We start from the raw sequence: 20,579 nt of genomic DNA on the forward strand, positions 1-20,579 counted from the left end.
CGCCCCTACCGCCGCCGACCCGCCGCGAGCCGTTCCTTGCGGAGTCGCTCGACCTCCGGGAGAACGAGTGGCGCAAGTGATTCGACGCCCAACGCGGTTGCCAGGATGTGGTCGGCGAGTTCGGGATTGCGGGCCAGTGCCGGGCCGTGCATGTAGGTGCCGATGACGCTGCCCTGCACGACACCCTCGGTGCCGTCGCCGACACCGTTGCCGACGCCGTGACGCACGCGTCCCAGGGGTGCGGCATCGGTACCCAACCTGGTTGCGCCGCGGTGATTCTCGAAGCCGGTGAGAGTCTGGGTGAGACCGGGGACGGCGGGTTCGACGAGCAGCTCGCCGATGCTGCGCTTCTCCTGCGGCGAGGTCGTCACGTCGAACATCGAGATGCCCTCGACGCGTTCGCCCGCGGAGGTCTCGTACCAGTGGCCGAGTACCTGGATGGCCGCGCAGATGGCCAGCACCGGCCGGCCCGCGGCCGCTGCCTGCTGCAGGCCCGGATAGCGGGTGAGGTGGCGGGTGGCCAGCCGCTGAGCGTAATCCTCTGCGCCGCCCAGCGTGTAGGCGTCGAGGGAGGCGGGGACCGGGTCGTCGAGCGTGATGTGGACGACCTCGGCGTCGATCCCGCGCATCAGGGCCCGGCGTTTGAGGACCAGCGCGTTGCCGCCGTCGCCGTAGGTGCCCATCACGTCGGGCAGAACCAGCCCGATCCGAAGTGTCGACTCGCTCACTGCTCCGCCCTCCGCGATCGTGCCGCCCGTTCCAGCGCGATCCCGAGATCGCGGAACGCGGTGTAATTGGCCAGTACCTCCACGCGTCCCGGCGGGCACGAGGCGATCGCGGCCATCGGGTCCGGAATCGTGGTGTGTTCGGCGCCGGCGTAGAGCAGACGCACCGACAGGTCGGCGGCGCGCTCGCCCGCCGCGACGACCTGCATCGTCTCGAACGCCTCGAACCGCACATCCCACAGCCACGACAGGTCCTCGCCGTCGGGCACCTGGCCGTTCACCGCGATCACCAGGCCGTCGGCGTCCTGGTCGATCATCGACAAGGCCTCCTGCCAGCCGGCCGGGTTCTTCGCGAGAAGTGTTCGGACGGAGTGATTTCCGACCTGATGGATGCCGTAGCGGCCGGCGACCTCGCCGACGGTGCCCACGGCGGCAACCGCTTTCGCCGGGTCGGCGCCCATCGTGACGGCCGCGGCCACGGCCTGGGTGGCGTTGCCGCGGTTGGCCGTACCCGGCACCGCGAGGTCCAGCGGTGCGCTGAACCCGTCTGGGCCGTAGATGTTCTCGTCGTCGAACCACCACTGCGGGGTGGGGCGGCGGAAGTTCTCGTCGCCGGTGGATTTCCAGTCCTGCCCGGAACGGACGATGGGCTCGCCGGTGCGCGGGCAGCTGACGGAGTCGCCGACCCAACTTGCGCCTGCCGCGACCCACACGACGTGCGGGGAGTCGAAGGCGGCCGAGGTGATCAGCACGTCATCGCAGTTCGCGACGACGACGGTCTCCGGGTGCCGGGCGATGCCCTCACGAAGGCGGCGTTCGATCATGTTGATCTCGCCGACCCGGTCCAGCTGGTCGCGAGAGAGGTTCAGCAACACCAGGACTTCGGGATCCACCGCGTCGCTGACGTGCGGAACGTGCAGCTCGTCGACCTCGAGTGCGCAGAACGGCGCGTTGCGGGTCAGCGTGAGCGTGGCGATGATGCCGGCGTCCATGTTGGCCCCGTCGGCCTGGGTGGCGACCTCGCCGAGTTCGGCCATCGCCGCCGCGGTCATGCGCGTGGTCGTCGACTTGCCGTTGGTTCCGGTGATGATGGCGGTGCGCTTGCCCGCGGCCAGGCGCCGCATGATGTCGGGATCGATCTTCGCCGCGACCAGGCCGCCGATCATCGAACCCTTGCCCCGGCCCGCGGTGCGGGACGCCCACCGGGCTGCCGCGGCCGCGCCGAGTGCGAGCGAGGTACGGACGGGAACGCGCGTGCTCGGAGTTGCGGAACCGGCGGATGAGGGACGGTCGGGCATGCGCACGAGTGTGTCACAGCGCGAAGTGGCGGGAGTGCCGGTGCCTTCGGTCGGTGACGCGTAGGCTCTCCGGCTGTGAGCCGTGACACCCAACTGCGTCTGTCCCTGCCCGCCCGGGTCCAGCGAGGCGTGCTGCGCGCCGCCGCGAAGATCCCCGACGCGGCGCTGCAGGTGCTCGGACGGCGGACACCGGTCAACTCCGACGGTGAGCGGGTTGCCCCGGAGCTCGCCGCCATCGGGTGGGCCAACGACAACGTTCCCGGCCTGGCGCCGTTCCAGGGAGACGTCGCACAGTCGCGCGCGAGCACCGACGAGAGCGGTGTCTCCATGGCCGAGGTGCTGCCGCCGATGGCGGTGGAGGAAGACCTCGTATTCGACGGTCCGGCCGGTCCGATCGCGGCCACGCGGTACCGCTCGTCCACCGGGTCCTCGGGTCTGCTCGTCTACTACCACGGTGGGGGTTTCGTCACCGGCAGCCGCATCAGCCACGACTCCTTCGTCCGCCGTCTCGCCCATGGCACCGGACTCGACATCCTCTCCATCGACTACCGACTTGCTCCGGAGCATCCGTTTCCCGCCGGCGTCGAGGATGCGGTGGCGGCCTGGCACTTCGCGGTCGAGGTCGCACCGCGCTGGGGCCTCGATCCCCGGCGGATCGTCGTCGGCGGCGACAGCGCGGGCGGCAATCTCGCGACCGTGGTGTCCCAGCTGGTCCGCGGCGAAGAGGTGACGCCGATGTACCAGCTGCTCATCTACCCGGTGACCGACTCGACCACCGAGACGCCTTCGCGCCGCGAGTTCGCGACCGGATTCTTCCTCACCGCCGACGGGATCGACTGGTTCAACAGCCACTACGTCCCCGATGTCGCCCAGCGCAGCGATCCGCGCTGCTCGCCGCTGCTGGCCGAGGATCTCAGCGGCCTCCCGCCGGCACATGTTCTCGTCGCCGGTTTCGATCCGCTGCGCGACGAGGGTCTGGCCTATGCCCGCCGTCTCGAGGACGCCGGGGTTCCGGTGACGGTGCAGCGCGAGGGATCGATGATCCACGGCTTCGTCAACATGGCCCTCATCAGCCGCGGGGCGAGGGACGCCATCGACCGGATGTGCGCGACGGTCCGGAAGGCACTCGACGCCGCACCGTCCGCGGGCACGGCGTCACTCTCGGACTGAACGGGACCTGGCCCCGGCGGCGGCCAGCCGGTTCGCGTTGTTCTCGGCGGTGGGCGCCGGGTTCTCGTCGTGGCGTCGTGTTCGACGCCGGGGGCGCGCCATGACACCGGCCGCGCAGCCGGCCACGACGATGACGGCGCCCACGATCTCGCCCGTCGTCGGGACCTCGCCGAGAAATGCGAAGGCCGCGGAGATGCCGACCACCGGAACGAGCAACGACATCGGCGAGACGCGGCTGGCGTCATTGCGGCTCAGCAACGCCGTCCAGATCCCCGCCCCGATGAGCGTGCCGAAGATCGCCAGGTAGAGCAGTCCGCCCAGTGCGCGGAGTCCGGGCTCGGTGCCCAGCGTGGCCAGGGACTCGAACCCGGCGGCGGGCCCCTCGATGATCAGGCTGGCCGCATACAGCGGCGGCGTGGCGACCACGGACATCCACAGCGTCATGCGCAGCGGGTCGTCGGGTCGGGCGAGCCGCCCGCCGATGTTGCCCGCCGCCCAGCTGAGGCCGCCGAGGATGGTGAGTCCGATGGGAACCAGGGCGGCGCCGCCCAGGTCGCTCCCGCGTGCGCGGTCGACGGCGATCAGAGCCATACCGCCGACGGCGATGCACAGTCCGACGACCTGACCGAAGGTCATGCGCTCGCGCAGGAAGAGCACGCCGAGCACGACGGTGAACGGCGCCGAGGTCTGGAGCACCAGCGACGCCAGGCCGGTGGGCATACCCAGCTCCATCGCCAGGAACAGCATCATGAACTGCACCGTCCCGAAGCCGGTGACGTAGAGCAGGAACCACTTCAGCCGGACCTTCGGGAAACGCACGAACAACACGACCGGCACGGCCATGATCGCGAACCGGAGGGCGGCGAGGAAGAACGGGGGGAAGTGGTCCAACCCGAGACGGATCGCGATGAAGTTCAGTCCCCAGAGAACGACGACGAACAGCGCGAGACAGCGATCACGAGTGGACATGCTTCCCATCGTCGGCACGTCGCCGATGAAGAACAATCGAATTTGGACGGAGGGACCATTCAGTTTTGCTGAATGGTTCCGGGCGTCAGTCCTGCGCGGCGGCCACCTTTGCGCGGACGTCATCCATGTCGAGCGCCTCGACTGCGCCGATGAGTTCCTCGAGCGCAGGGGCAGGGAGGGCGCCGGGCTGGTTGAAGACGAGGATGCCGTCACGGAAGGCCATGAGGGTCGGGATCGACCGGATGCCCAGGCTACCGGCGAGCTGCTGCTCCGCCTCGGTGTCGACCTTGCCGAAGAAGATGTCGGAATGCGCCTCGGAGGCCTTCTCGAAGACGGGTGCGAAGTTGCGGCAGGGGCCGCACCAGCTCGCCCAGAAGTCGAGCAGCACGATGCCGTCGGCGGAGATGGTGTCCTCGAAGGTCTCGAGAGTGATGTCTTGTGATGCCATGCCTGCCTCAACGGCGTCGGCGTCCTGGACATTCCTGGCCCGTCCGCCGGCGCGAGGTCGGCGATCGGACGGTGGTGGTCGGGCGGGTCTCGAGCACGCAGTACGGAGCGGTTCTGAGTACCTTTGCCGAATGGAGATCCGGCGCCTGCGACTGCTTCGTGAGTTCGCCGATCGGGAATCCATCGGCGCGGTCGCCGAGGCGATGCACATGACCCCCTCTGCGGTGTCGCAACAGCTCAAGGTGCTCGCCGACGAGGCGGGTGTCGATCTGTTCGAGCCGGACGGACGGCGAATCCGCCTCACCGAGGCGGGACGTGCCCTGGTGCTTCGTGCCGACGATGTCATCGCGGCCGTGGAGCGGGCGCAGGAGGAGATGGCGTCGTACCGGTCCGGCAAGGCCAGAGTGCGGCTCGCGATGTTCCCGTCGGGCTCGACGCTGCTGTTACCCGCCGTGCTCGACCAGGCCGCCGCCACCGGTATCGACGTGCACGCCTTTCATCTCGACGTCGGATACCAGGGCGCGGCACCGGCTCTCGCCGACTTCGACGTCGTCGTCACCCACCGCGACGAACGCACGCCCGCGGTCAACGTGCCGCGGGTGCGGGTCACCGAGTTGATGCGCGAGCCGGTCGACGTCATCGTTGCCGCGGACAGCGAGCTCGCCGTTCGTGACGAGGTCGCGGTCACCGAACTGGCCGATCACGATTGGATCAGCGTCGAGGGTGGGTTCCCGGTCGACGATGTGCTGCAGTCGATCTCGGCGGTGACGGGCGTCGCGCCCCGGGTGACGCAGCGAATGCTGGACTTCACCACCATCGAGGCGCTCGTCGCCGGAGGTCACGGGATCGCGTTGATGCCGCGCTTCGCGGTGCGCCACCCCGGGGTGAGACGACTCGTGATCAAAGGGGTTCGCGCGGCCCGGGTCTACGAGGCATTGACCCGGCCGCGTTCACGCGCGGCGGCACAGCGGGTCGTCGAGTATCTGTTGTCGGCGGGCGCCGAGCAGAGATGAGGCCGACAGTCCGGAGTCGCGCTCCGCGCTGCCGGCCATCATCTGTGGTCGGAATTGTCTGTCAGACAGGGGCTCTCGGTCAGACGCCCAGGCTCTTGCCGACGATGTCCTTCATGATCTCGGTGGTGCCACCGAAGATCGTCTGGATGCGGGCATCGGTGTAGGCGCGGGCCACGCGGTACTCGTTCATGTAACCGTAGCCGCCGTGCAGCTGAAGGCAGCTGTCGATGACCCGCTTGGCGAGTTCGGTGCACCACCACTTGTTCTTGGAGGCGTCGACGGCGTTCAGTTCGCCGTCGAGCACGGCCTGCAGGCAACGGTCGATGTAGACCTCGGCGATGTCGAGCTCGGTGGACATCTCGGCGAGGGTGAAGCGGTTCGCCTGGAAGGTGCCGATCGGACGCCCGAATGCCTTGCGGTCCTTGGTGTACTGCAGGGTTTCGTCGAAGATCGCGCGCGCACCGGCGATCGCGCCGATGCCGATCGACAGACGCTCGGAGGGCAGGTTCTGCATCAGGTGGTAGAAGCCCATGCCCTCCTGTCCCAGCAGGTTCTCGACCGGTACGCGCACGTCGTTGAAGTGCAGTTCGGCGGTGTCCTGCGCCTTGAGCCCCATCTTGTCGAGCTTGCGGCCGCGCTCGAAGCCCTCCATGCCGCGCTCGACGACGAGCAGCGAGAACGCCTTGTGGCCGGCTTCGGGATCGGGATTGGTGCGGCACACCACGACCACGAGGTCGGAGTTGATGCCGGAGGAGATGAAGGTCTTGTTGCCGTTGAGGACGTAGTGGTCGCCCTCGAGCTTGGCCGAGGTCTTGATGCCCGCGAGGTCCGAGCCCGCACCCGGCTCGGTCATCGCGACGGCGAGGATCGTCTCGCCGCTGGCGATGCCCGGCATCCAGCGCTTCTTCTGCTCGTCGTTCGCCAGGTGCACGAAGTACGGTGCGACGACGTCGTTCTGCAGGCTGAGGCCGGGTGCCGCGCCGTCGAACTTGGCGAACTCCTCGACGACGACCGCATTGAAGCGGAAGTCGTCCATCGCGCCGCCGCCGCCGTACTCCTCGGGGATGTTGAACCCGAGAAGACCTGCGTCACCGGCCTTCTTGAACGCGATGCGATCGACCTGACCGTTGCGCGTCCACTCCTCGGTGTACGGGCCGCACTCGCGGATGAGGAACTGCCGCGCGGTCTCGCGCAGGGCCTCGTGCTCGTCTTCGAAGATGGTGCGTTTCATGGCTTCTCCCTTTCGTCAGTTCTTGGTCGTTCAGCTGTTGTCGGTGTTGTCGGTGGGGGTGGCGCCCACGACCCGCAGCGAGATCAGCGCGTACGACGCCGCGACCTCGGCCGGCGTGCGGGCACCCGACGGGCGGTACCAGGTGGTGACCGCCTGGCATGCGCCGAAGAGGTAGCGCAGGACGTCTTTGGGGTCCTCGTCGAAGCGGAACTCGCCTGTCTCGACGCCCCTCGCGATGACGTCGGCCAGTAGGTTCTCGGTCTCGGTGCGCATGGCGACGTAGGGCTCACGTCGCGGGTCCTCGGTGTCGAGATGCCGGAACTCGCTTGCCACACTGGCCAGTTCGAGGTCGCTGGTCATGTGCAGGACGATCGACTCGATGGCATTCGACAGTTGTTCGCTCGGGGTCTTGCCCTGGTCGATGGCCGCACCGACCCACGCGAGAACCGAGGTCATCGCGGCTTCGAGCAACTCGACGAGGATGCCGAGCTTGTTGTCGTGGTGGTAGTACAGCGTCGGCAACGAGACCCCGGCACGCGAGGCGATGTCGCGTATCGAGGTGCCGTGGTAGCCGCGCTCGTAGAAGGCGTGTTTGGCCGCGACCAGGGTGGCCGGCAGCGGCACGGGTTCGCGCCGCCGCCAGTCCAATCCCTCGGTCTCGATCGTGAGCCTCTTGCCGGGGGCAGCCTTGGCGGCCTCAGACACGTTCGATGATGGTGGCGTTGGCCATGCCCGCGCCTTCGCACATGGTCTGGAGGCCGTAGCGGCCGCCGGTGGCCTCGAGGTGGTTGACCATCGTCGACAGCAGACGGGTGCCGGACGAGCCCAGTGCGTGGCCGAGTGAGATGGCACCGCCGCGCGGGTTCAGCTTGGCCGGGTCCGCGCCGAACTCGTGTGCCCAGGCGAGCGGCACCGGTGCGAACGCCTCGTTGACCTCGTAGGTGTCGATGTCGTCGATGCTCAACCCGGCCCGCTTGAGGACCTTGTGGGTGGCCGGGATCGGTGCGGTGAGCATGAAGATCGGGTCGTCGCCGGCCACCGAGAACGAGTGGAAACGCGCACGCGGGGTCAGGCCCAGCTTGGAGGCCATGGTGTCGCTCATGATGAGCGCACCGGATGCGCCGTCGGTGAGCGGCGAGGAGTTGCCCGGCGTGATGAGCCAGTTGATGTCGGGAAAGCGTGCGGCGGTCTCTTCGGTGTAGAAGGACGGACGGAGACCGGACAGGCCCTCGGCGGTGGTCGACGCGCGGACCGTCTCGTCGACGCGGTGGGTGACGATCTCGCCGGCGGCGTCGGCGACGTCGATCGGCAGGACCTCACGGTCGAAGAAGCCGTCGGCGGCTGCTGCCGCGGCCCGCTGATGCGACTGCGCGGCGAAGGCGTCGAGGGTGTCGCGGTCGAACTTCCACTTGGCCGAGATCAGTTCGGCCGAGATGCCCTGGTTGACCAGGCCTTCGGGGTAGCGGGCGGCCATGCTCGGGCCGTGGGGGCTCTGTCCCTGCGTCGAGAAGCCCATGGGTACGCGGCTCATGGACTCCACGCCTGCCGCGATGACGATGTCGTAGGCCCCGGCGATGACTCCCTGCGCGGCGAAGTGCGCGGCCTGCTGGCTCGACCCGCACTGGCGGTCGACGGTGGTGGCGGGCACCGACTCGGGGAAGCCGGCCGACAGGAGCGCCGAGCGGGAGATGTTCAGGGCCTGCTCACCGGCCTGGCCGACACAACCGCCGATCACGTCGTCGACGAGGGCGGGGTCGAGGTCGTTGCGCTCGACGAGCGAGCGGAGAACATGCGCGAGCAGTTCGACGGGCTTGGTCGCAGAGAGCGCGCCGCCGGGCTTGCCCTTTCCGGATGCGAGTCGGACGACGTCGACGATGACGGCTTCAGGCATGGAATTCCTCTCGAGGCATGTGGAATCGCGAAGTGCTGAGCGCAGCATGACGCCCGTCACTGTATCTAACGATCGTTATACCGGTTTAGCACGCCGATGTCCGGGGATCAACACCGTCGCCTCGATGTGGTGATGGACGGGCCGGCCCTCGACCCGGTGGCGCCGGGTCGAGGGCCCTCTCGGCACTCGGGTCAGATGGTGCCCTTGTCGGCGTGACCAGCGGGGACCGCGGTGAAGGTCTTGACGTCGAGCGGACCGGCCAGCAGGCTGCCGATCGTCTTGCCGAGCTCGGTGAGGGCGGGGGCGGCGCCGTGGGTGCCCAGGGCCTCCATCGACTCCCAGCGCTCGATCATCACCAGGTCGGTCGAGTCACCGGTCGCCTCGTGCAGCGCGTACTTGCCGCACCCCGGCTCATCGTGCACCTGGGGAATCGCCTTGAGGACGGCATCGCGCACGGCCTGCTCCTCACCGGGTTTGGGCGAGATGGTGGCGACGACGATCACTTCGGCCATGGTCGGACTTCTCCTCTGTACGTGGACTGGGTGGTGCGTGGACTCTGGTTGGCTGTCCGGCTGCCGTGGGCGCACGGCGACGGTTCCTCCGGTGACGTTAGGGGAGCGACCCGTCCGGCGGGGGTGTTTGCCCATTCGGGTCGGGTGCCCCGTTCTGACGACCGGGGCGTGCCGGACCACCGGGACGCCGGACGATGAAAGTGAGACGCCAAAACACAGTCGAAGTATCAATGCGACTACAGCTGATGCCGGATTTCCGTGCCCGTGTGGCGGGAGCGGTTCGATGAGTCGAATCCCTGGATGGTTGTCGGCGGGTGCGCTCATGATGACGATGGTGCTCGGTGTGGGCTACCTCGTCATCGGCGTTCTGGCGGTCGACCCGATCCGGAAGCACACGAGCATCACGGTCGATCTCGCCGACTCCTCCGGTCTGACATCGGGTTCCGACGTCGTCTACCGCGGAGTGAACATCGGTCGGGTCGAGGGGGTCACCGGGCGGGCAGGAGGCGTCCGCGTCCGGCAAAGCAGATCTGTTGTTGCTCACCTTGACCTCGCGACAGAGGCACCTCGACGCCCTGGCCGACCACATGACCGACATGCTCTCCAAGACGGACGAGTTGAAGCCGGGCGATGATGTCCGACCCGCCGCAGCTCGATGCGCTCGGCAAACTCTCTGGGCATCTCCTACGAGTACCTGTTCTTCACCTCCCGCGAGCTGCGACCGACACCCGGCCTCCGGTGTATCCACCGCGGTGGATGACGCCCGCGCCGACGTGGACGCCGCTGGTGACACCAGTGAAGCCGAGGGTCGGTCGTCGGTGACAACGACTCCGTCGATCCGGCGAAGCCCAAGAAGCCGAAGAAGCTGAAGGCGTCGAAATCGAAAGTGACGAAGAGGAACTCGGGGAAGGGCGGCAAGGAGGGTGCGAAGTCAAAGAAGGGGTCCGGGAAGGAGGGTCGCCCCCACGTGGACCACTCATCGCGCCCGGTGCCGTGGCGGCGATCGCCGTCGTCCTGCCCGCTTGTTCGGAATCCTCTGGGCGGCGGTCACGCGGGATGTTTCGGAAGCTCGCGTCACAACGTACTGACGCGACTGTAACTTCGTGGACATCATTATTCGGTTTCCTTGCAGTTGACACCGAACACCCCCAGTGGATGCTCGTGTTGCAGCGTTTGCTACTCCCGCAACTATTCCGACTGCCCTTTGCCGGTTCCGAATACGCGCATCACAGCGTGGGGGCCGGTGTGAAATCCGAGAAACGGACCTACATTGAGACAGAAGCGAAGTTTCCTTACGGCGAAGACCGCGATCGCCTTGGCTGCGGCGGCGCTCACAGTGGTGGCTGCAGGCTGTGCGGCACCACGCGACGACGCGTCCAGCGAGTTCGACGGCGTGGTCCCCAGCTCGGTCAGAGCTGCCATCGCCGAGGAGGATCCGGTGGTGCTCATCCAGAACAACTGGACGAGTCAGCTCATCCAGTCGCGGCTCGCCTATCGCGTCCTCGAAGAGATGGGCGCGGAAGTGCAACTGAGCCCGGTGGATTGGGCTGCCTCTTTCCCTGCAATGGCCACCTCCGATGACACAGTACTCATGGAGTTGTGGGACTTGACATCGCAGGAACTGATCGAGAACTACGTCGAGAACGACAAAACAGTGGTGGATCTCGGTGACACAGGTCCCACTGCCGAGGAGGGCTGGTACGTACCGACCTACGTCATCAAGGGTGACCCCGAGCGTGGGATCGAGGCGACGTGCCCCGGACTCCCGAATTGGGAAGCGCTTAACGATTGCGTGGACGTGTTCGCACCCACGCCGGGAGCCAAGGGGCGCTACTTCTCCGGCGACGTCGCGTGGGGTGAGCAGTACGGCGACGTTCAGCGGATCAAGAACCTAGACCTCGATTACGAGATATCGTTCGCCGGGTCGGAGGCCGCGCTGGGTGCCGAGTTCACCCGTGCCTATGAGCGTGGCGAACCGGTCCTCGGTTTGATGTGGTCACCCCACTTCCTCACCGCGAAGTACGATCTCACTCGCGTCGAGTTCCCCCCATACTCCGACGAATGCTGGGGCACCACGTATGCGTGCAACTGGGGAGACATCAGTCTCCGAAAGATGGCGTCGGCCGGGTTCGCCGCGGCGCACCCCGTCGCAGCCGAGTTCCTCGACAATTACACCCTCTCGATCGAGGCGCTCGACGAGATGATGGTGAACGTCGACGAAGGCGGGATGAGTGTCGACGAGGCCGTGGACGCGTGGATGCAGGCGTCCCCCGACGTCTGGCAGGCCTGGATTCCGCAAGTTCAGGCGGATTGACGGTGTCAAGAGCAGCAAGGCGACCCCAAGCCTTGGTGATTCTGCTGAGCGGTCTGGTTGCCCTGCTGCTCACGACGCTCTTCACCAACATCGGCACGTTCCCCGATCGTTTTCGCCTTCCCCTCGGGGACGTGGTCGAAAGTGCTGCCGACTGGTTTGTCGCCGGCGGCGGGTGGCTGTACGAACCGGTGGGGGATGCGTTCACCACGGTCTTCACCGAAACCGTGCTGTGGCTACAGGTTTTCCCCGCACCCTTGGTGGCCGCAACGATCGTGCTGATCGCCTACCTTGCCGCCGGGAAATGGATCGCAGCTCTCGCGGTCGCATTGATCGCATGGGTCCTTGCGTTCGACCTCTGGGTCGCACTACTGGAGACCTTGGTCTTGATGGGGTTGTCTGCGCTCGTTGCGACCGTGATCGGGGTGGCTGTCGGAGTGGCGAGCGCACGCGGAACGAAGACCCGGGCGGTGGTGTCGGTCGTATTGGATGGCATGCAGGCGATTCCGGTGCTGGTCTATCTGCTGCCCGTTCTCCTCGTCTTCGGGCCGGGGAACACCTCCGCACTGCTCGTGACCGTCATTTACGCGGTTCCGCCCGCTGCACGGCTGACCGATCTCGGTATTCGGTCGATCGGTGCGAACACGATCGAGTCCGCACAGTCCCTCGGGATGACCTCGTGGCAGCTCCTGTTCAAAGTGCAACTGCCGCTGGCCCGTCCGAGCATCTTGGCGGGTGCGAACCAAACGATCATGGCGGCGATGGCGATGGCCGTCATCGCCGCCATGATCGGCGCGTCCGGCCTCGGACAACCGGTGTGGCGAAGTCTCAATCAGCTGCAGTTCGGCACCGCCCTCGAGGGTGGCATCGCACTCATCCTGCTGGCGATTCTGTTGGACAGGTCGAGCGCGAGCGTAGGTAACGCACAGCAGGGCGAGCTCCGAAAGCGATCCATCCACGCCGCGTGCGCGCTTGTCGTGGTGTGCGTTCCAGTGTTGGCGATGCCGAGCTTGCAGGCCGCCGACTTCTCACCGGCACCCGACTTCATGCGAATGTCGTTACGTGGCACGGTCGACAGTGCCGTCGGGTGGTTGAACGTGAACCTCGGCGGTGCCTTCGACATACTCGTCGACACAATCCAGAGCTTCGGCCTGGATCCGATCGTGAGCACGCTCACATGGCTTCCGTGGCCCGTCGTCGTCGTGCTGCTGGGTCTCATCGGTTGCGTACTGCTGGGCGTGAAAGGCGGAATCCTCATCGCCGCGGGCGCGGTGTTCATCGGTCTGCTCGGAATGTGGCATGCGGCAATCGCGACCATCTCGATTCTGGGCGTCTCGGTGGTGTGCGCCGTTGCCATCGGGGTGCCGATCGGAATCGCGATGAGCGCCAGTGATCGCGTCGCCGCGACGCTTCGACCGGTGCTGGACACCATGCAGACCCTGCCGATCTATCTGGTGGTGATACCGGCCGTGATCGTCGTCGGCTCAGGGTCGGTCGCCGGCGTCCTGGCAACGATTCTCTACTGTATGCCGCCCGTCATTCGACTGACCAATGTTGCCATCCGCGAGGTCGACCCTGGTGTGTCCGAGGCGGCAGAGAGCCTCGGAGTATCCCGGTGGCAGATGCTGAGCAAGGTTGATCTACCGCTCGGATCGCCCACCATCCTCGTAGGCGTCAATCAGACGATCATGCTCGCGATGGCCATGGCCGTGGTGAGCGCGTTCGTGGGTACCCCAGGCCTCGGGTCCGAGATCCTGGTCTCGGTTGCACGTGTGGACCTCGCCACCGGGATCGAAGCAGGCCTGAGCATGCTTGTCCTCGCACTCGTCGCAGACCGGATGCTCCGGGCCTCGATTTCGCGAAGCCGTATCGAAAAATCACTCGAATCCATCTCATGACGAATGGTGGTATCACTGTGGCCAAGACCTATGTGAACGAAAACGATCAGCACACAACACCTTCGGAGACGCTGCCCGCCGAGACCGCTGCCACGTCCGCCGTCTCCCAGCCGGAGCGACCGTCGATCCATGTGCGAAAGCTGTGGAAGCTGTTCGGCCCAGGGGCAGAACGCATCCCGAACGACAAATCACTGTCGATATTGAGCCGGGCGGAACTCTTGGCTCGAACCCAATGCACCGTGGCGGTGCGCGATGTCAGCTTCGAAGTTGCCTCGGGTGAGATGTTCGTGATCATGGGATTATCCGGCTCCGGCAAATCCACTCTGGTCCGATGCCTCACCCGGCTGATCGAGCCCACACTCGGTGCCGTGTTGATGGCGGGTGAGGACATCACGCAGGCAACCGATGATCAGCTCCGAACACTTCGCCGCGCCAAGGTGGCGATGGTTTTCCAGCACTTCGGACTTCTACCGCACCGCACCGTCCTGGCCAACGTCGCATTCGGCCTCGAGGTTCGCGGTCAAGACAAGGCCTCCCGCACGAAGCGCGCGCGAGAGGTCATCGACCTCGTGGGGTTGACCGGGTACGAAAACTCCTATCCAGGAGAACTTTCGGGCGGAATGCAACAGCGCGTCGGCCTCGCCAGGGCGCTCGCCGGCGATCCCGACGTGCTGTTGTTCGACGAACCGTTCTCCGCGCTTGATCCATTGATTCGCCGCGAGATGCAGAACGAGGTCAAGCGCCTGCACAAGGTGGTGGGAAAGACGATGGTCTTCGTCACCCACGATCTGCAGGAAGCACTGAAACTCGGTGACCGGATCATGATCATGCGGGACGGTGAGATCGCTCAGATCGGTACGGGTGCAGAGCTTGTCTCTTCGCCCGCCGACGACTATGTCCGTAGGTTCGTCAGTGACGTCCAGAAATCACGGGTGCTGACGATCGGCGATGCGATGCGTATCCCCGAGCCGGGTGAACACTTGTCGGGCGACCACCTTCCCCCGGACATGCTGGTGATCGATGCAGCCAAGCAGGTTCTCGGCTGTAACCTTCCTATTCCTGTGTGTGAGAAAGGAATACAACTTGGTGTTGTGGACAGGGAACGCGTCATCGATATCATCACCGATCAGAACCAGGACCACACATGCATGTCGCCAACCAGCTGAACCAGGGCTTGTTCGAGATCGAGGTCGCCGGGTCTGCGGCGAGCTCCGAAGACGTCTTCCCCGAGTGGAGCCAGTACGACCGAATCGGGATCGCCGTCTCCGAGCCGTTTGGGTCCTTGGGCGCGAGTCTGCTCATGCAACTCGCCACGACGCTGTTCTACGACGCCAGACCGAGCCGGCGAGACCAAGCACCGCAGTATCCCCAGATCTATCTGTTCCACGTTCGGCGCCTGCACGGCGACCACAGCAACTTCGACTTCTGGCCGGAGCGCCACGAGGTCCGGGTCGACAGCGGGTACGACCTACTCGGTGCAATCAACGACCGGGCCATCACGCGTCTGCTATTGCCGCACAGCGACTCCGCGTCCCTGGACTACATATACGCACATCCCAGCGGGTGGACGGACCGCTACGCCGCCGAGGATCGACTTCGTAGCGTCCTGACCTACTCGCCGAGCGGCCAGGTCGACGGAGGCGATGTCGTGATACGCAGCGACGACGCCGAACTCGAGAAGATGACGACCTGGACACTCGACGTCGAGGGCACCAAGGACTACTTCGACGCGCGCTCGGACCAAGAGCTCCTCGACATGGAGATCGGACCGAGCAGCGTGTCAGATCTGCGACGGTGGTCGGACATCGCCTTCGGTCGAAAGGACGAATGCGGTCGTGACGAGCGGTTGTTGCTGGCTGCGGAGCGGGCGCGCGTCAGTCCGGGATCAACGCGCACGCAGTCATACCAACGGATAACCACGGACCAGGCATTGAGGATTATCGGACAGTTCGACCGCTCAGAGCTCTGACGGCCGAGTTCGCGGTGTCCGGCAATCGCACGAGATGCGAACTGGGTTTCCTGGCACCACTGGGTTTCATCATGACCGTGGCGCTCTGCCGCACCAAACCTTCCCGCCACGTCAAGGAGAACGTCATGACCGCAACAGATCCGTCATGCCGTTACTCCGTCCGGGTGAGCTCCGGCTTCTCGGCGGCACTGTCGCAGATGCCGGTGACGGAGTGGTCGGCCAGAGCCTCAGCGCCAGCCGAGACCGGGCGCCACGTGCGTGAGGATCGACTCGAGGACGTGGGCGTTGTACTCGACGCCGAGCTGATTCGGCACGGTGAGCAGCAGGGTGTCGGCGGCGGCGATCGCCTCGTCCTCGCGTAGCTGTTCGATGAGCTTGTCGGGCTCGTCGGCATAACTCCGCCCGAACCTCGCGACGGTGTTGTCGATGACCCCCACCTGGTCGGTCTCGGCCCCGCCGCGCCCGAAGTAGGCCCGGTCCCGATCGTCGACGAGCGCGAAGATGCTGCGGCTCACCGACACCCGTGGCTCGTGGGGGTGTCCTGCGTCGGCCCAGGCTTTACGGAAACGCTGGATCTGCTCTGCCTGCAGCTGATGGAAGGGCACGCCGGTGTCCTCGGTGAGCAGCGTCGAACTCATCAGGTTCATGCCCTGCTGGGCGGTCCACTCGGCGGTCGCGCGGGAGCCTGCGCCCCACCAGATGCGGTTCCGCAGGCCGGGTGATTGTGGTTCGACGGGGAGCAGCCCGGGAGGGTTCGGGAACATCGGACGGGGGTTTGGCCGCGCGAACCCGCCACCCTCGATGACGCGGAGGAACACCTCGGTGTGCTGCCGGGCCATGTCGGCGTCGGTGGAATCCTCCGGCGGGACGTAGCCGAAGTACTTGTAGCCCTCGATGACCTGCTCGGGCGACCCTCGACTGATACCGAGCTGGAGCCTGCCCTCGGAGATGAGGTCCGCGGCACCGGCGTCCTCGGCCATGTACAGGGGGTTCTCGTAGCGCATGTCGATCACGCCGGTGCCGATCTCGATGGTGCTGGTCCTGGCGCCGATGGCGGCCAGCAGTGGGAACGGAGAGGAGAGCTGTCGCGCGAAGTGGTGCACGCGGAAGTAGGCGCCGTCGACGCCGAGTTCCTCAGCCGCCACCGCCAGGTCGATCGACTGGAGCAGCGTGTCGGAGGCCGAGCGGACCTGCGAACCATGCGCGTCCGACCAGTGGCCGAACGACAGGAAACCGATCTTCTTCATGATCCGTAAATGAAACCACGGTCCGTTTTGTTCCCGTGCGGCACCACGGGCCCGCTCACGGCGACGATCCCGAGTTCAGTCCGCGACTGGCGATCTGTTCGAGCACGTCGGGCGGAGAACGATAGGGCTCGGTCTCACGAGGCCAGTGCACGACGACGTCGGTGAACCCGAGTTCTGCTGCGCGGCCGACCATGTCGTCGAACACCGCGACGCTCTCCAGTGGTTTGCGAGGTGCCGTGTCGAGGTTCAGGTAACGGTCGACGGTTCTCCCGTCGTGCCGAGTCAGCTCGTCGTCGAGTACGTCGCGCAGATGGGCGAGGCCGGCGAACCACTCGTCGAGGGAGTCGACCCGCGGGCCCGTCGTCACCCAGCCGTCCCCGTGTCGCGCGGCGAACCGGACCGTGCGTGGCCCGTTGCCGGCCAGGATCAGCGGCACGCGATCGCGGACCGATCCACCGACCAGGCGCATGTCGCGCGCCGTGTAGTACTCGCCGTCGGCGTCGACGTGGTCATCGCGCAGTGTGCGGGCGAGGAGATCGGTGAATTCCTGGAGGCGGTCGACCTTGCGGCGCGCGCTCAGCTCGGACTCACCGAGGATGGCGTCGTCCGGGGCGCCACCGGCCCCGAGGCCCAGCAGGAACCGCCCGTCGGAGATGTCGACGAGGGTCTGGACCTCGCGCGAGAAGGGGACCGGATGACGGAAGTTCGGCGACGCCACGTAAGTACCGAGACCGATTCGGCTGGTCGCCTCCGCCGCGGCCGAGAGGATGGGCACGCACGAGAACCACTGCGAATCGGGCAGACCACCCCAGACCAGGTGATCGTAGGTCCACGCGTGGTCGAAGCCCATCTCCTCGGCTCGCACCCAGAGCGGACGTGCCGATTTCCAGGGCTGATCGGGCAGGATGCAGATGCCGTGGCGCACACGTGAACTCTACTGGGGGTGCCGGCGGACTGCCGGTGCTCTCGACGACGACAGGACGGGCCGGGTCCCGTCGCGGGACCCGGCCCATCCCGGACACGGCGTCGAAGGTGGTGTGCGTCGCGGTGGCTTACGGAGCCCAGGTGCGCGGCGCGGTGGCGTCGTCGGCCGGCGCGGCCGGTGCGGCCGAGGTGACGCGGTGGGCGCGGTTGACCGCCGACACCACTGCCCGCAGGCTTGCTGTGGTGATCGAGGATGCGACACCCACGCCCCAGACCGTCTCGCCGTTGACCTCGGTCTCGACGTACGCGGCAGCGCTGGCGTCGCCGCCGGCGGTCAGGGCGTGCTCGCTGTAGTCCAGGACGCGGACGTCGTAGCCGACGGTGCCCAGCGCATCGACGAAGGCGGCGAGCGGACCGTTGCCGGCGCCGCTGATCTCGCGCTCGTTGCCCTCGACCTTCACCACCGCGGTGATGTGGTCCTCGCCGCCGTCGACCTCGGCGGCGTCCACCTTCTGGCGGATGCGCTCCAGCGGCCAGACCGGGTGAAGGTAGTTCTCCGCGAAGACATCCCACATCTCCTTGGGATTGACCTCGCCGCCCTCGCCGTCGGTGATCTTCTGGATCTCACGGCTGAACTCGATCTGCAGGCGCCGCGGCAGGTTCATGCCGTGGTCGGCCTTCATGATGTAGGCGACGCCGCCCTTGCCGGACTGGCTGTTGACGCGGATGACGGCTTCGTAGCTGCGACCGACGTCTTTGGGATCGATCGGCAGATAGGGGACCGCCCAGACGATGTCGTCGACATCGGCGTCCGCGGCGTCGGCGTCGATCTTCATCTGATCGAGACCCTTGTTGATCGCGTCCTGGTGGCTGCCGGAGAAGGCGGTGAAGACCAGGTCGCCGCCGTACGGATGGCGCTCGGGGACGTTGAGCTGGTTGCAGTATTCGACGGTGCGGCGGATCTCGTCGATGTCGGAGAAGCTGATCTGCGGGTCGACGCCACGGCTGAACAGGTTCATGCCCAACGTCACCAGGCAGACGTTGCCGGTGCGCTCGCCGTTGCCGAACAGGCAGCCCTCGATGCGGTCGGCGCCGGCCTGGTAGCCCAATTCGGCTGCGGCGACGCCGGTTCCGCGGTCGTTGTGCGGGTGCAGGCTCAGGATGATCGAGTCGCGACGGGCGAGGTTGCGGTGCATCCACTCGATCGAGTCGGCGTAGACGTTGGGGGTGGCCATCTCGACGGTCGCCGGCAGGTTGATGATCATCGGGCGCTCCGGGGTGGGCGCGATGATCTCGGTGACCGCGTCGCACACCTCCTTGGCGTAGCTCAGCTCGGTGCCCGTGTAGGACTCCGGCGAGTACTCGTAGCGCCAGTTGGTGTCGGGGTAGTTCTTCTGCACCTCGAGCACCTTGTGTGCGGCGTCGGTGGCGATCTTGGTGATCGCGGCCTTGTCGGCGCGGAACACCACGCGGCGCTGCAGCACCGAGGTGGAGTTGTAGAAGTGCACGATCACATTCGACGCGCCGCGGCAGGCGTCGAAGGTGCGCTCGATCAGTTCGTCACGGCACTGGGTGAGGACCTGGATGGTGACGTCGTCCGGGATTGCCCCGTCCTCGATGATCTCGCGGACGAAGTCGTAGTCGGTCTGACTGGCCGACGGGAAGCCGACCTCGATCTCCTTGTAGCCCATACGAACCAGCAGGTCGAACATGCGGCGCTTGCGTGCCGGGCTCATCGGGTCGATCAGGGCCTGGTTGCCGTCACGCAGGTCGACGGCGCACCACAGCGGGGCCTTGGTGATGACCTTGTCGGGCCAGGTGCGATCGGGAAGCGAGACGGTCTCGACCTCGTCGGCGAACTGCCGATACCGATGTACGGGCATTGCCGAACTGCGCTGCGGATTCCAGACGGGCTGGTCGGCGGGAATCGGGCCAGAGGGCTCGACGATTCGGCTCGCCCCGGAAGTGAAGGTGTCTGCTGGTGCCATGGTGGTCATTCTCCGTGTGTGGAAGGAAAGTGACCGGCGCGTGATTGGGCCCCGCGACGGAGGGCCGGTCGGTTCAGACCCCGCCGCGGCAACCGAGAAGGAGTGCACGCTGCATGCGCACGACTGTACTCCTCGGCGTCTGGCAAGCCAAAACTGCAGGTCGAGGCGTTTTCGGGACTTGCGGTGTGGCCCCGTCGCGGGGTGTCTCGGCTGGTGTCAAGAGGGTGGGCCGAGTGTCTCGTCGTCGAAGATCTCCCGGGCCCGCTCGATCTCGGGTAGGTATGTCGACGCCCACTCCAGGAGTCCGTCGCTCGTCGGCTGACGTGTTGGGACGCAACATCTCTCGACGGTCTCCGCCGCGCGTGTCCGCGGCGGAGATGGTCGGCGTCACGAGTCGTGGGTGAACGCCGGGTGTCCCCAGCGGTCGGCGAAGGCGACCTCGTCGAGGTCCAGGCGGGTGCGCGGTTTCTCGTCGCGGGCGCGGATCTCCTCGGGCACCGACGCGATGTCGGCGGCGAGCACTCCGATCCCCAGCAGGACGAGGGGGCGTTTGTCGGCCGGGATGTCGAACAGCGCGGTGGCGGCTGCGGCGTCGAATCCGGCCATCGGATGTCCGTTGAAGCCGAGCGCTTCTGCCTGGAGGATCATCTGCGCCACGGCCAGCCCGCAGTCGACGGCGCCGTAGGTGTGGGCCTTCTCGTCGTCGGGATCATTGGTGGTGCACACCAGGATCAATGCCGCCGCGCGTGGCGCCCAGCCCGCATTGCCGCGGGTGAGGATGCTCGTGAGCGCGGTGAAGGTCGCGTCGTCGCGCAGTCCGACGATGAACCGCACCGGCTGCACGCGTCCCCAGGTGGGTGCCCACCGACCGGCGTCGACGATGGTGGTGACGTCGTCGACGGACACCGAAGCCGCCGCATCGTAGCCACGAGCACTCCAGCGGGTCGAGATCAGTTCATGCACCCGGCCGAGGGTAGCCGCGCGAG

19 protein-coding genes are annotated in these 20,579 nt (G+C 66.5%); 7 read left to right on the forward strand and 12 right to left on the reverse strand.

Annotated features, from left to right (window positions below):
* Positions 1–5 precede the first annotated feature (5 nt).
* Both H1R19_RS01960 and H1R19_RS01965 read right to left on the reverse strand, forming a co-directional pair.
* Positions 6–728, reverse strand: a complete 723-nt coding sequence (locus H1R19_RS01960; RefSeq protein WP_188330971.1) for a type 1 glutamine amidotransferase — start codon at positions 726–728, stop codon at positions 6–8.
* The gene (locus H1R19_RS01965; protein ID WP_188330972.1) at positions 725–2,023 is read right to left on the reverse strand and encodes a MurT ligase domain-containing protein; all 1,299 of its coding nucleotides are present in this window, start codon (positions 2,021–2,023) and stop codon (positions 725–727) included. The genes H1R19_RS01960 and H1R19_RS01965 overlap by 4 nt, the downstream gene beginning before the upstream one ends.
* A 75-nt stretch (positions 2,024–2,098) precedes the next feature.
* Here H1R19_RS01965 and H1R19_RS01970 point away from each other — a divergent pair, with 75 nt between their 5' ends.
* Positions 2,099–3,193 (forward strand): alpha/beta hydrolase, encoded by a 1,095-nt coding sequence (locus tag H1R19_RS01970; RefSeq protein WP_219850422.1) that lies wholly within the window; start codon positions 2,099–2,101, stop codon positions 3,191–3,193.
* Here the strand turns inward: H1R19_RS01970 and H1R19_RS01975 are convergent.
* Together H1R19_RS01975 and trxA are read right to left on the reverse strand one after the other, a co-directional pair.
* On the reverse strand, positions 3,179–4,162 hold the full coding sequence (locus H1R19_RS01975) for an EamA family transporter (RefSeq protein WP_219850423.1): 984 nt from the start codon (positions 4,160–4,162) through the stop codon (positions 3,179–3,181). The genes H1R19_RS01970 and H1R19_RS01975 overlap by 15 nt on opposite strands.
* Before the next feature lie 85 nt (positions 4,163–4,247).
* Positions 4,248–4,610: a thioredoxin gene (trxA, locus tag H1R19_RS01980; RefSeq protein ID WP_188330975.1), complete on the reverse strand. Its 363-nt coding sequence runs from the start codon at positions 4,608–4,610 to the stop codon at positions 4,248–4,250.
* Between the two features lie 130 nt (positions 4,611–4,740).
* Here trxA and H1R19_RS01985 point away from each other — a divergent pair, with 130 nt between their 5' ends.
* The gene (locus H1R19_RS01985) at positions 4,741–5,622 is read left to right on the forward strand and encodes a LysR family transcriptional regulator (RefSeq protein ID WP_219850424.1); all 882 of its coding nucleotides are present in this window, start codon (positions 4,741–4,743) and stop codon (positions 5,620–5,622) included.
* A 79-nt stretch (positions 5,623–5,701) separates the two neighbouring features.
* Here the strand turns inward: H1R19_RS01985 and H1R19_RS01990 are convergent, their stop codons facing one another.
* The 4 genes from H1R19_RS01990 to H1R19_RS02005 form a co-directional block, all read right to left on the reverse strand.
* Positions 5,702–6,853, reverse strand: a complete 1,152-nt coding sequence (locus H1R19_RS01990) for an acyl-CoA dehydrogenase family protein (protein ID WP_188330977.1) — start codon at positions 6,851–6,853, stop codon at positions 5,702–5,704.
* A 30-nt stretch (positions 6,854–6,883) separates the two neighbouring features.
* Entirely contained in the window at positions 6,884–7,558 is a 675-nt protein-coding gene (locus tag H1R19_RS01995; protein ID WP_188330978.1) for a TetR/AcrR family transcriptional regulator, read from the reverse strand.
* Complete coding sequence (locus tag H1R19_RS02000) at positions 7,551–8,744, reverse strand: thiolase family protein (protein ID WP_219850425.1); 1,194 nt, start codon at positions 8,742–8,744, stop codon at positions 7,551–7,553. Before H1R19_RS02000 ends, H1R19_RS01995 begins: the two co-directional genes overlap by 8 nt.
* Positions 8,745–8,935: 191 nt before the next feature.
* Positions 8,936–9,256: a putative quinol monooxygenase gene (locus H1R19_RS02005; RefSeq protein ID WP_188330994.1), complete on the reverse strand. Its 321-nt coding sequence runs from the start codon at positions 9,254–9,256 to the stop codon at positions 8,936–8,938.
* Positions 9,257–9,587: 331 nt separating this feature from the next.
* Between H1R19_RS02005 and H1R19_RS02010 the strand changes: the two genes are divergently transcribed.
* From H1R19_RS02010 to H1R19_RS02025, 5 genes are all read left to right on the forward strand, one after another.
* Positions 9,588–9,890, forward strand: a complete 303-nt coding sequence (locus H1R19_RS02010) for an MlaD family protein (RefSeq protein WP_244970947.1) — start codon at positions 9,588–9,590, stop codon at positions 9,888–9,890.
* Positions 9,891–10,526: 636 nt separating this feature from the next.
* The gene (locus tag H1R19_RS23135) at positions 10,527–11,570 is read left to right on the forward strand and encodes a glycine betaine ABC transporter substrate-binding protein (RefSeq protein WP_188330995.1); all 1,044 of its coding nucleotides are present in this window, start codon (positions 10,527–10,529) and stop codon (positions 11,568–11,570) included.
* 386 nt (positions 11,571–11,956) lie between these two features.
* Positions 11,957–13,465, forward strand: a complete 1,509-nt coding sequence (locus H1R19_RS02015; protein ID WP_244970948.1) for an ABC transporter permease subunit — start codon at positions 11,957–11,959, stop codon at positions 13,463–13,465.
* A 17-nt stretch (positions 13,466–13,482) separates the two neighbouring features.
* Positions 13,483–14,631 carry a quaternary amine ABC transporter ATP-binding protein gene (locus tag H1R19_RS02020; protein ID WP_244970839.1) on the forward strand — a complete coding sequence of 383 codons (1,149 nt, stop codon included), beginning with the start codon at positions 13,483–13,485 and terminating at the stop codon, positions 14,629–14,631.
* Complete coding sequence (locus H1R19_RS02025) at positions 14,610–15,434, forward strand: hypothetical protein (RefSeq protein WP_219850428.1); 825 nt, start codon at positions 14,610–14,612, stop codon at positions 15,432–15,434. Before H1R19_RS02020 ends, H1R19_RS02025 begins: the two co-directional genes overlap by 22 nt.
* Positions 15,435–15,661: 227 nt before the next feature.
* Here the strand turns inward: H1R19_RS02025 and H1R19_RS02030 are convergent, their stop codons facing one another.
* The 4 genes from H1R19_RS02030 to H1R19_RS02045 all read right to left on the reverse strand — a co-directional run bounded on the left by H1R19_RS02030 (position 15,662) and on the right by H1R19_RS02045 (position 20,556).
* Positions 15,662–16,681 (reverse strand): LLM class flavin-dependent oxidoreductase, encoded by a 1,020-nt coding sequence (locus H1R19_RS02030; RefSeq protein WP_219850430.1) that lies wholly within the window; start codon positions 16,679–16,681, stop codon positions 15,662–15,664.
* Between the two features lie 55 nt (positions 16,682–16,736).
* Positions 16,737–17,606: an LLM class flavin-dependent oxidoreductase gene (locus H1R19_RS02035; RefSeq protein ID WP_188330999.1), complete on the reverse strand. Its 870-nt coding sequence runs from the start codon at positions 17,604–17,606 to the stop codon at positions 16,737–16,739.
* Positions 17,607–17,733: 127 nt separating this feature from the next.
* A complete protein-coding gene (gene leuA / locus H1R19_RS02040) occupies positions 17,734–19,593 on the reverse strand; it encodes a 2-isopropylmalate synthase (RefSeq protein ID WP_219850432.1) in 1,860 nt (619 codons plus the stop codon).
* Positions 19,594–19,980: 387 nt separating this feature from the next.
* Entirely contained in the window at positions 19,981–20,556 is a 576-nt protein-coding gene (locus tag H1R19_RS02045) for a nitroreductase family protein (RefSeq protein WP_188331001.1), read from the reverse strand.
* Between the last annotated feature and the right edge of the window lie 23 nt (positions 20,557–20,579).

The sequence above is a fragment of the Gordonia jinghuaiqii genome, assembly GCF_014041935.1.
In the GTDB taxonomy this organism is placed as follows: Bacteria; Actinomycetota; Actinomycetes; order Mycobacteriales; family Mycobacteriaceae; genus Gordonia; species Gordonia jinghuaiqii.

Excerpts from the sequence above, each read along its gene's own strand:
- H1R19_RS01965 (WP_188330972.1), bottom strand. The coding sequence starts at position 2,023 with ATGCCCGACCGTCCCTCATCCGCCGGTTCCGCAACTCCGAGCACGCGC.
- H1R19_RS01975 (WP_219850423.1), bottom strand. The coding sequence starts at position 4,162 with ATGTCCACTCGTGATCGCTGTCTCGCGCTGTTCGTCGTCGTTCTCTGG.
- trxA (WP_188330975.1), bottom strand. The coding sequence starts at position 4,610 with ATGGCATCACAAGACATCACTCTCGAGACCTTCGAGGACACCATCTCC.
- H1R19_RS01985 (WP_219850424.1), top strand. The coding sequence starts at position 4,741 with ATGGAGATCCGGCGCCTGCGACTGCTTCGTGAGTTCGCCGATCGGGAA.
- H1R19_RS01990 (WP_188330977.1), bottom strand. The coding sequence starts at position 6,853 with ATGAAACGCACCATCTTCGAAGACGAGCACGAGGCCCTGCGCGAGACC.
- H1R19_RS02000 (WP_219850425.1), bottom strand. The coding sequence starts at position 8,744 with ATGCCTGAAGCCGTCATCGTCGACGTCGTCCGACTCGCATCCGGAAAG.
- H1R19_RS02005 (WP_188330994.1), bottom strand. The coding sequence starts at position 9,256 with ATGGCCGAAGTGATCGTCGTCGCCACCATCTCGCCCAAACCCGGTGAG.
- H1R19_RS02010 (WP_244970947.1), top strand. The coding sequence starts at position 9,588 with ATGGTGCTCGGTGTGGGCTACCTCGTCATCGGCGTTCTGGCGGTCGAC.
- H1R19_RS02015 (WP_244970948.1), top strand. The coding sequence starts at position 11,957 with ATGGGGTTGTCTGCGCTCGTTGCGACCGTGATCGGGGTGGCTGTCGGA.
- H1R19_RS02025 (WP_219850428.1), top strand. The coding sequence starts at position 14,610 with ATGCATGTCGCCAACCAGCTGAACCAGGGCTTGTTCGAGATCGAGGTC.
- H1R19_RS02030 (WP_219850430.1), bottom strand. The coding sequence starts at position 16,681 with ATGAAGAAGATCGGTTTCCTGTCGTTCGGCCACTGGTCGGACGCGCAT.
- leuA (WP_219850432.1), bottom strand. The coding sequence starts at position 19,593 with ATGGCACCAGCAGACACCTTCACTTCCGGGGCGAGCCGAATCGTCGAG.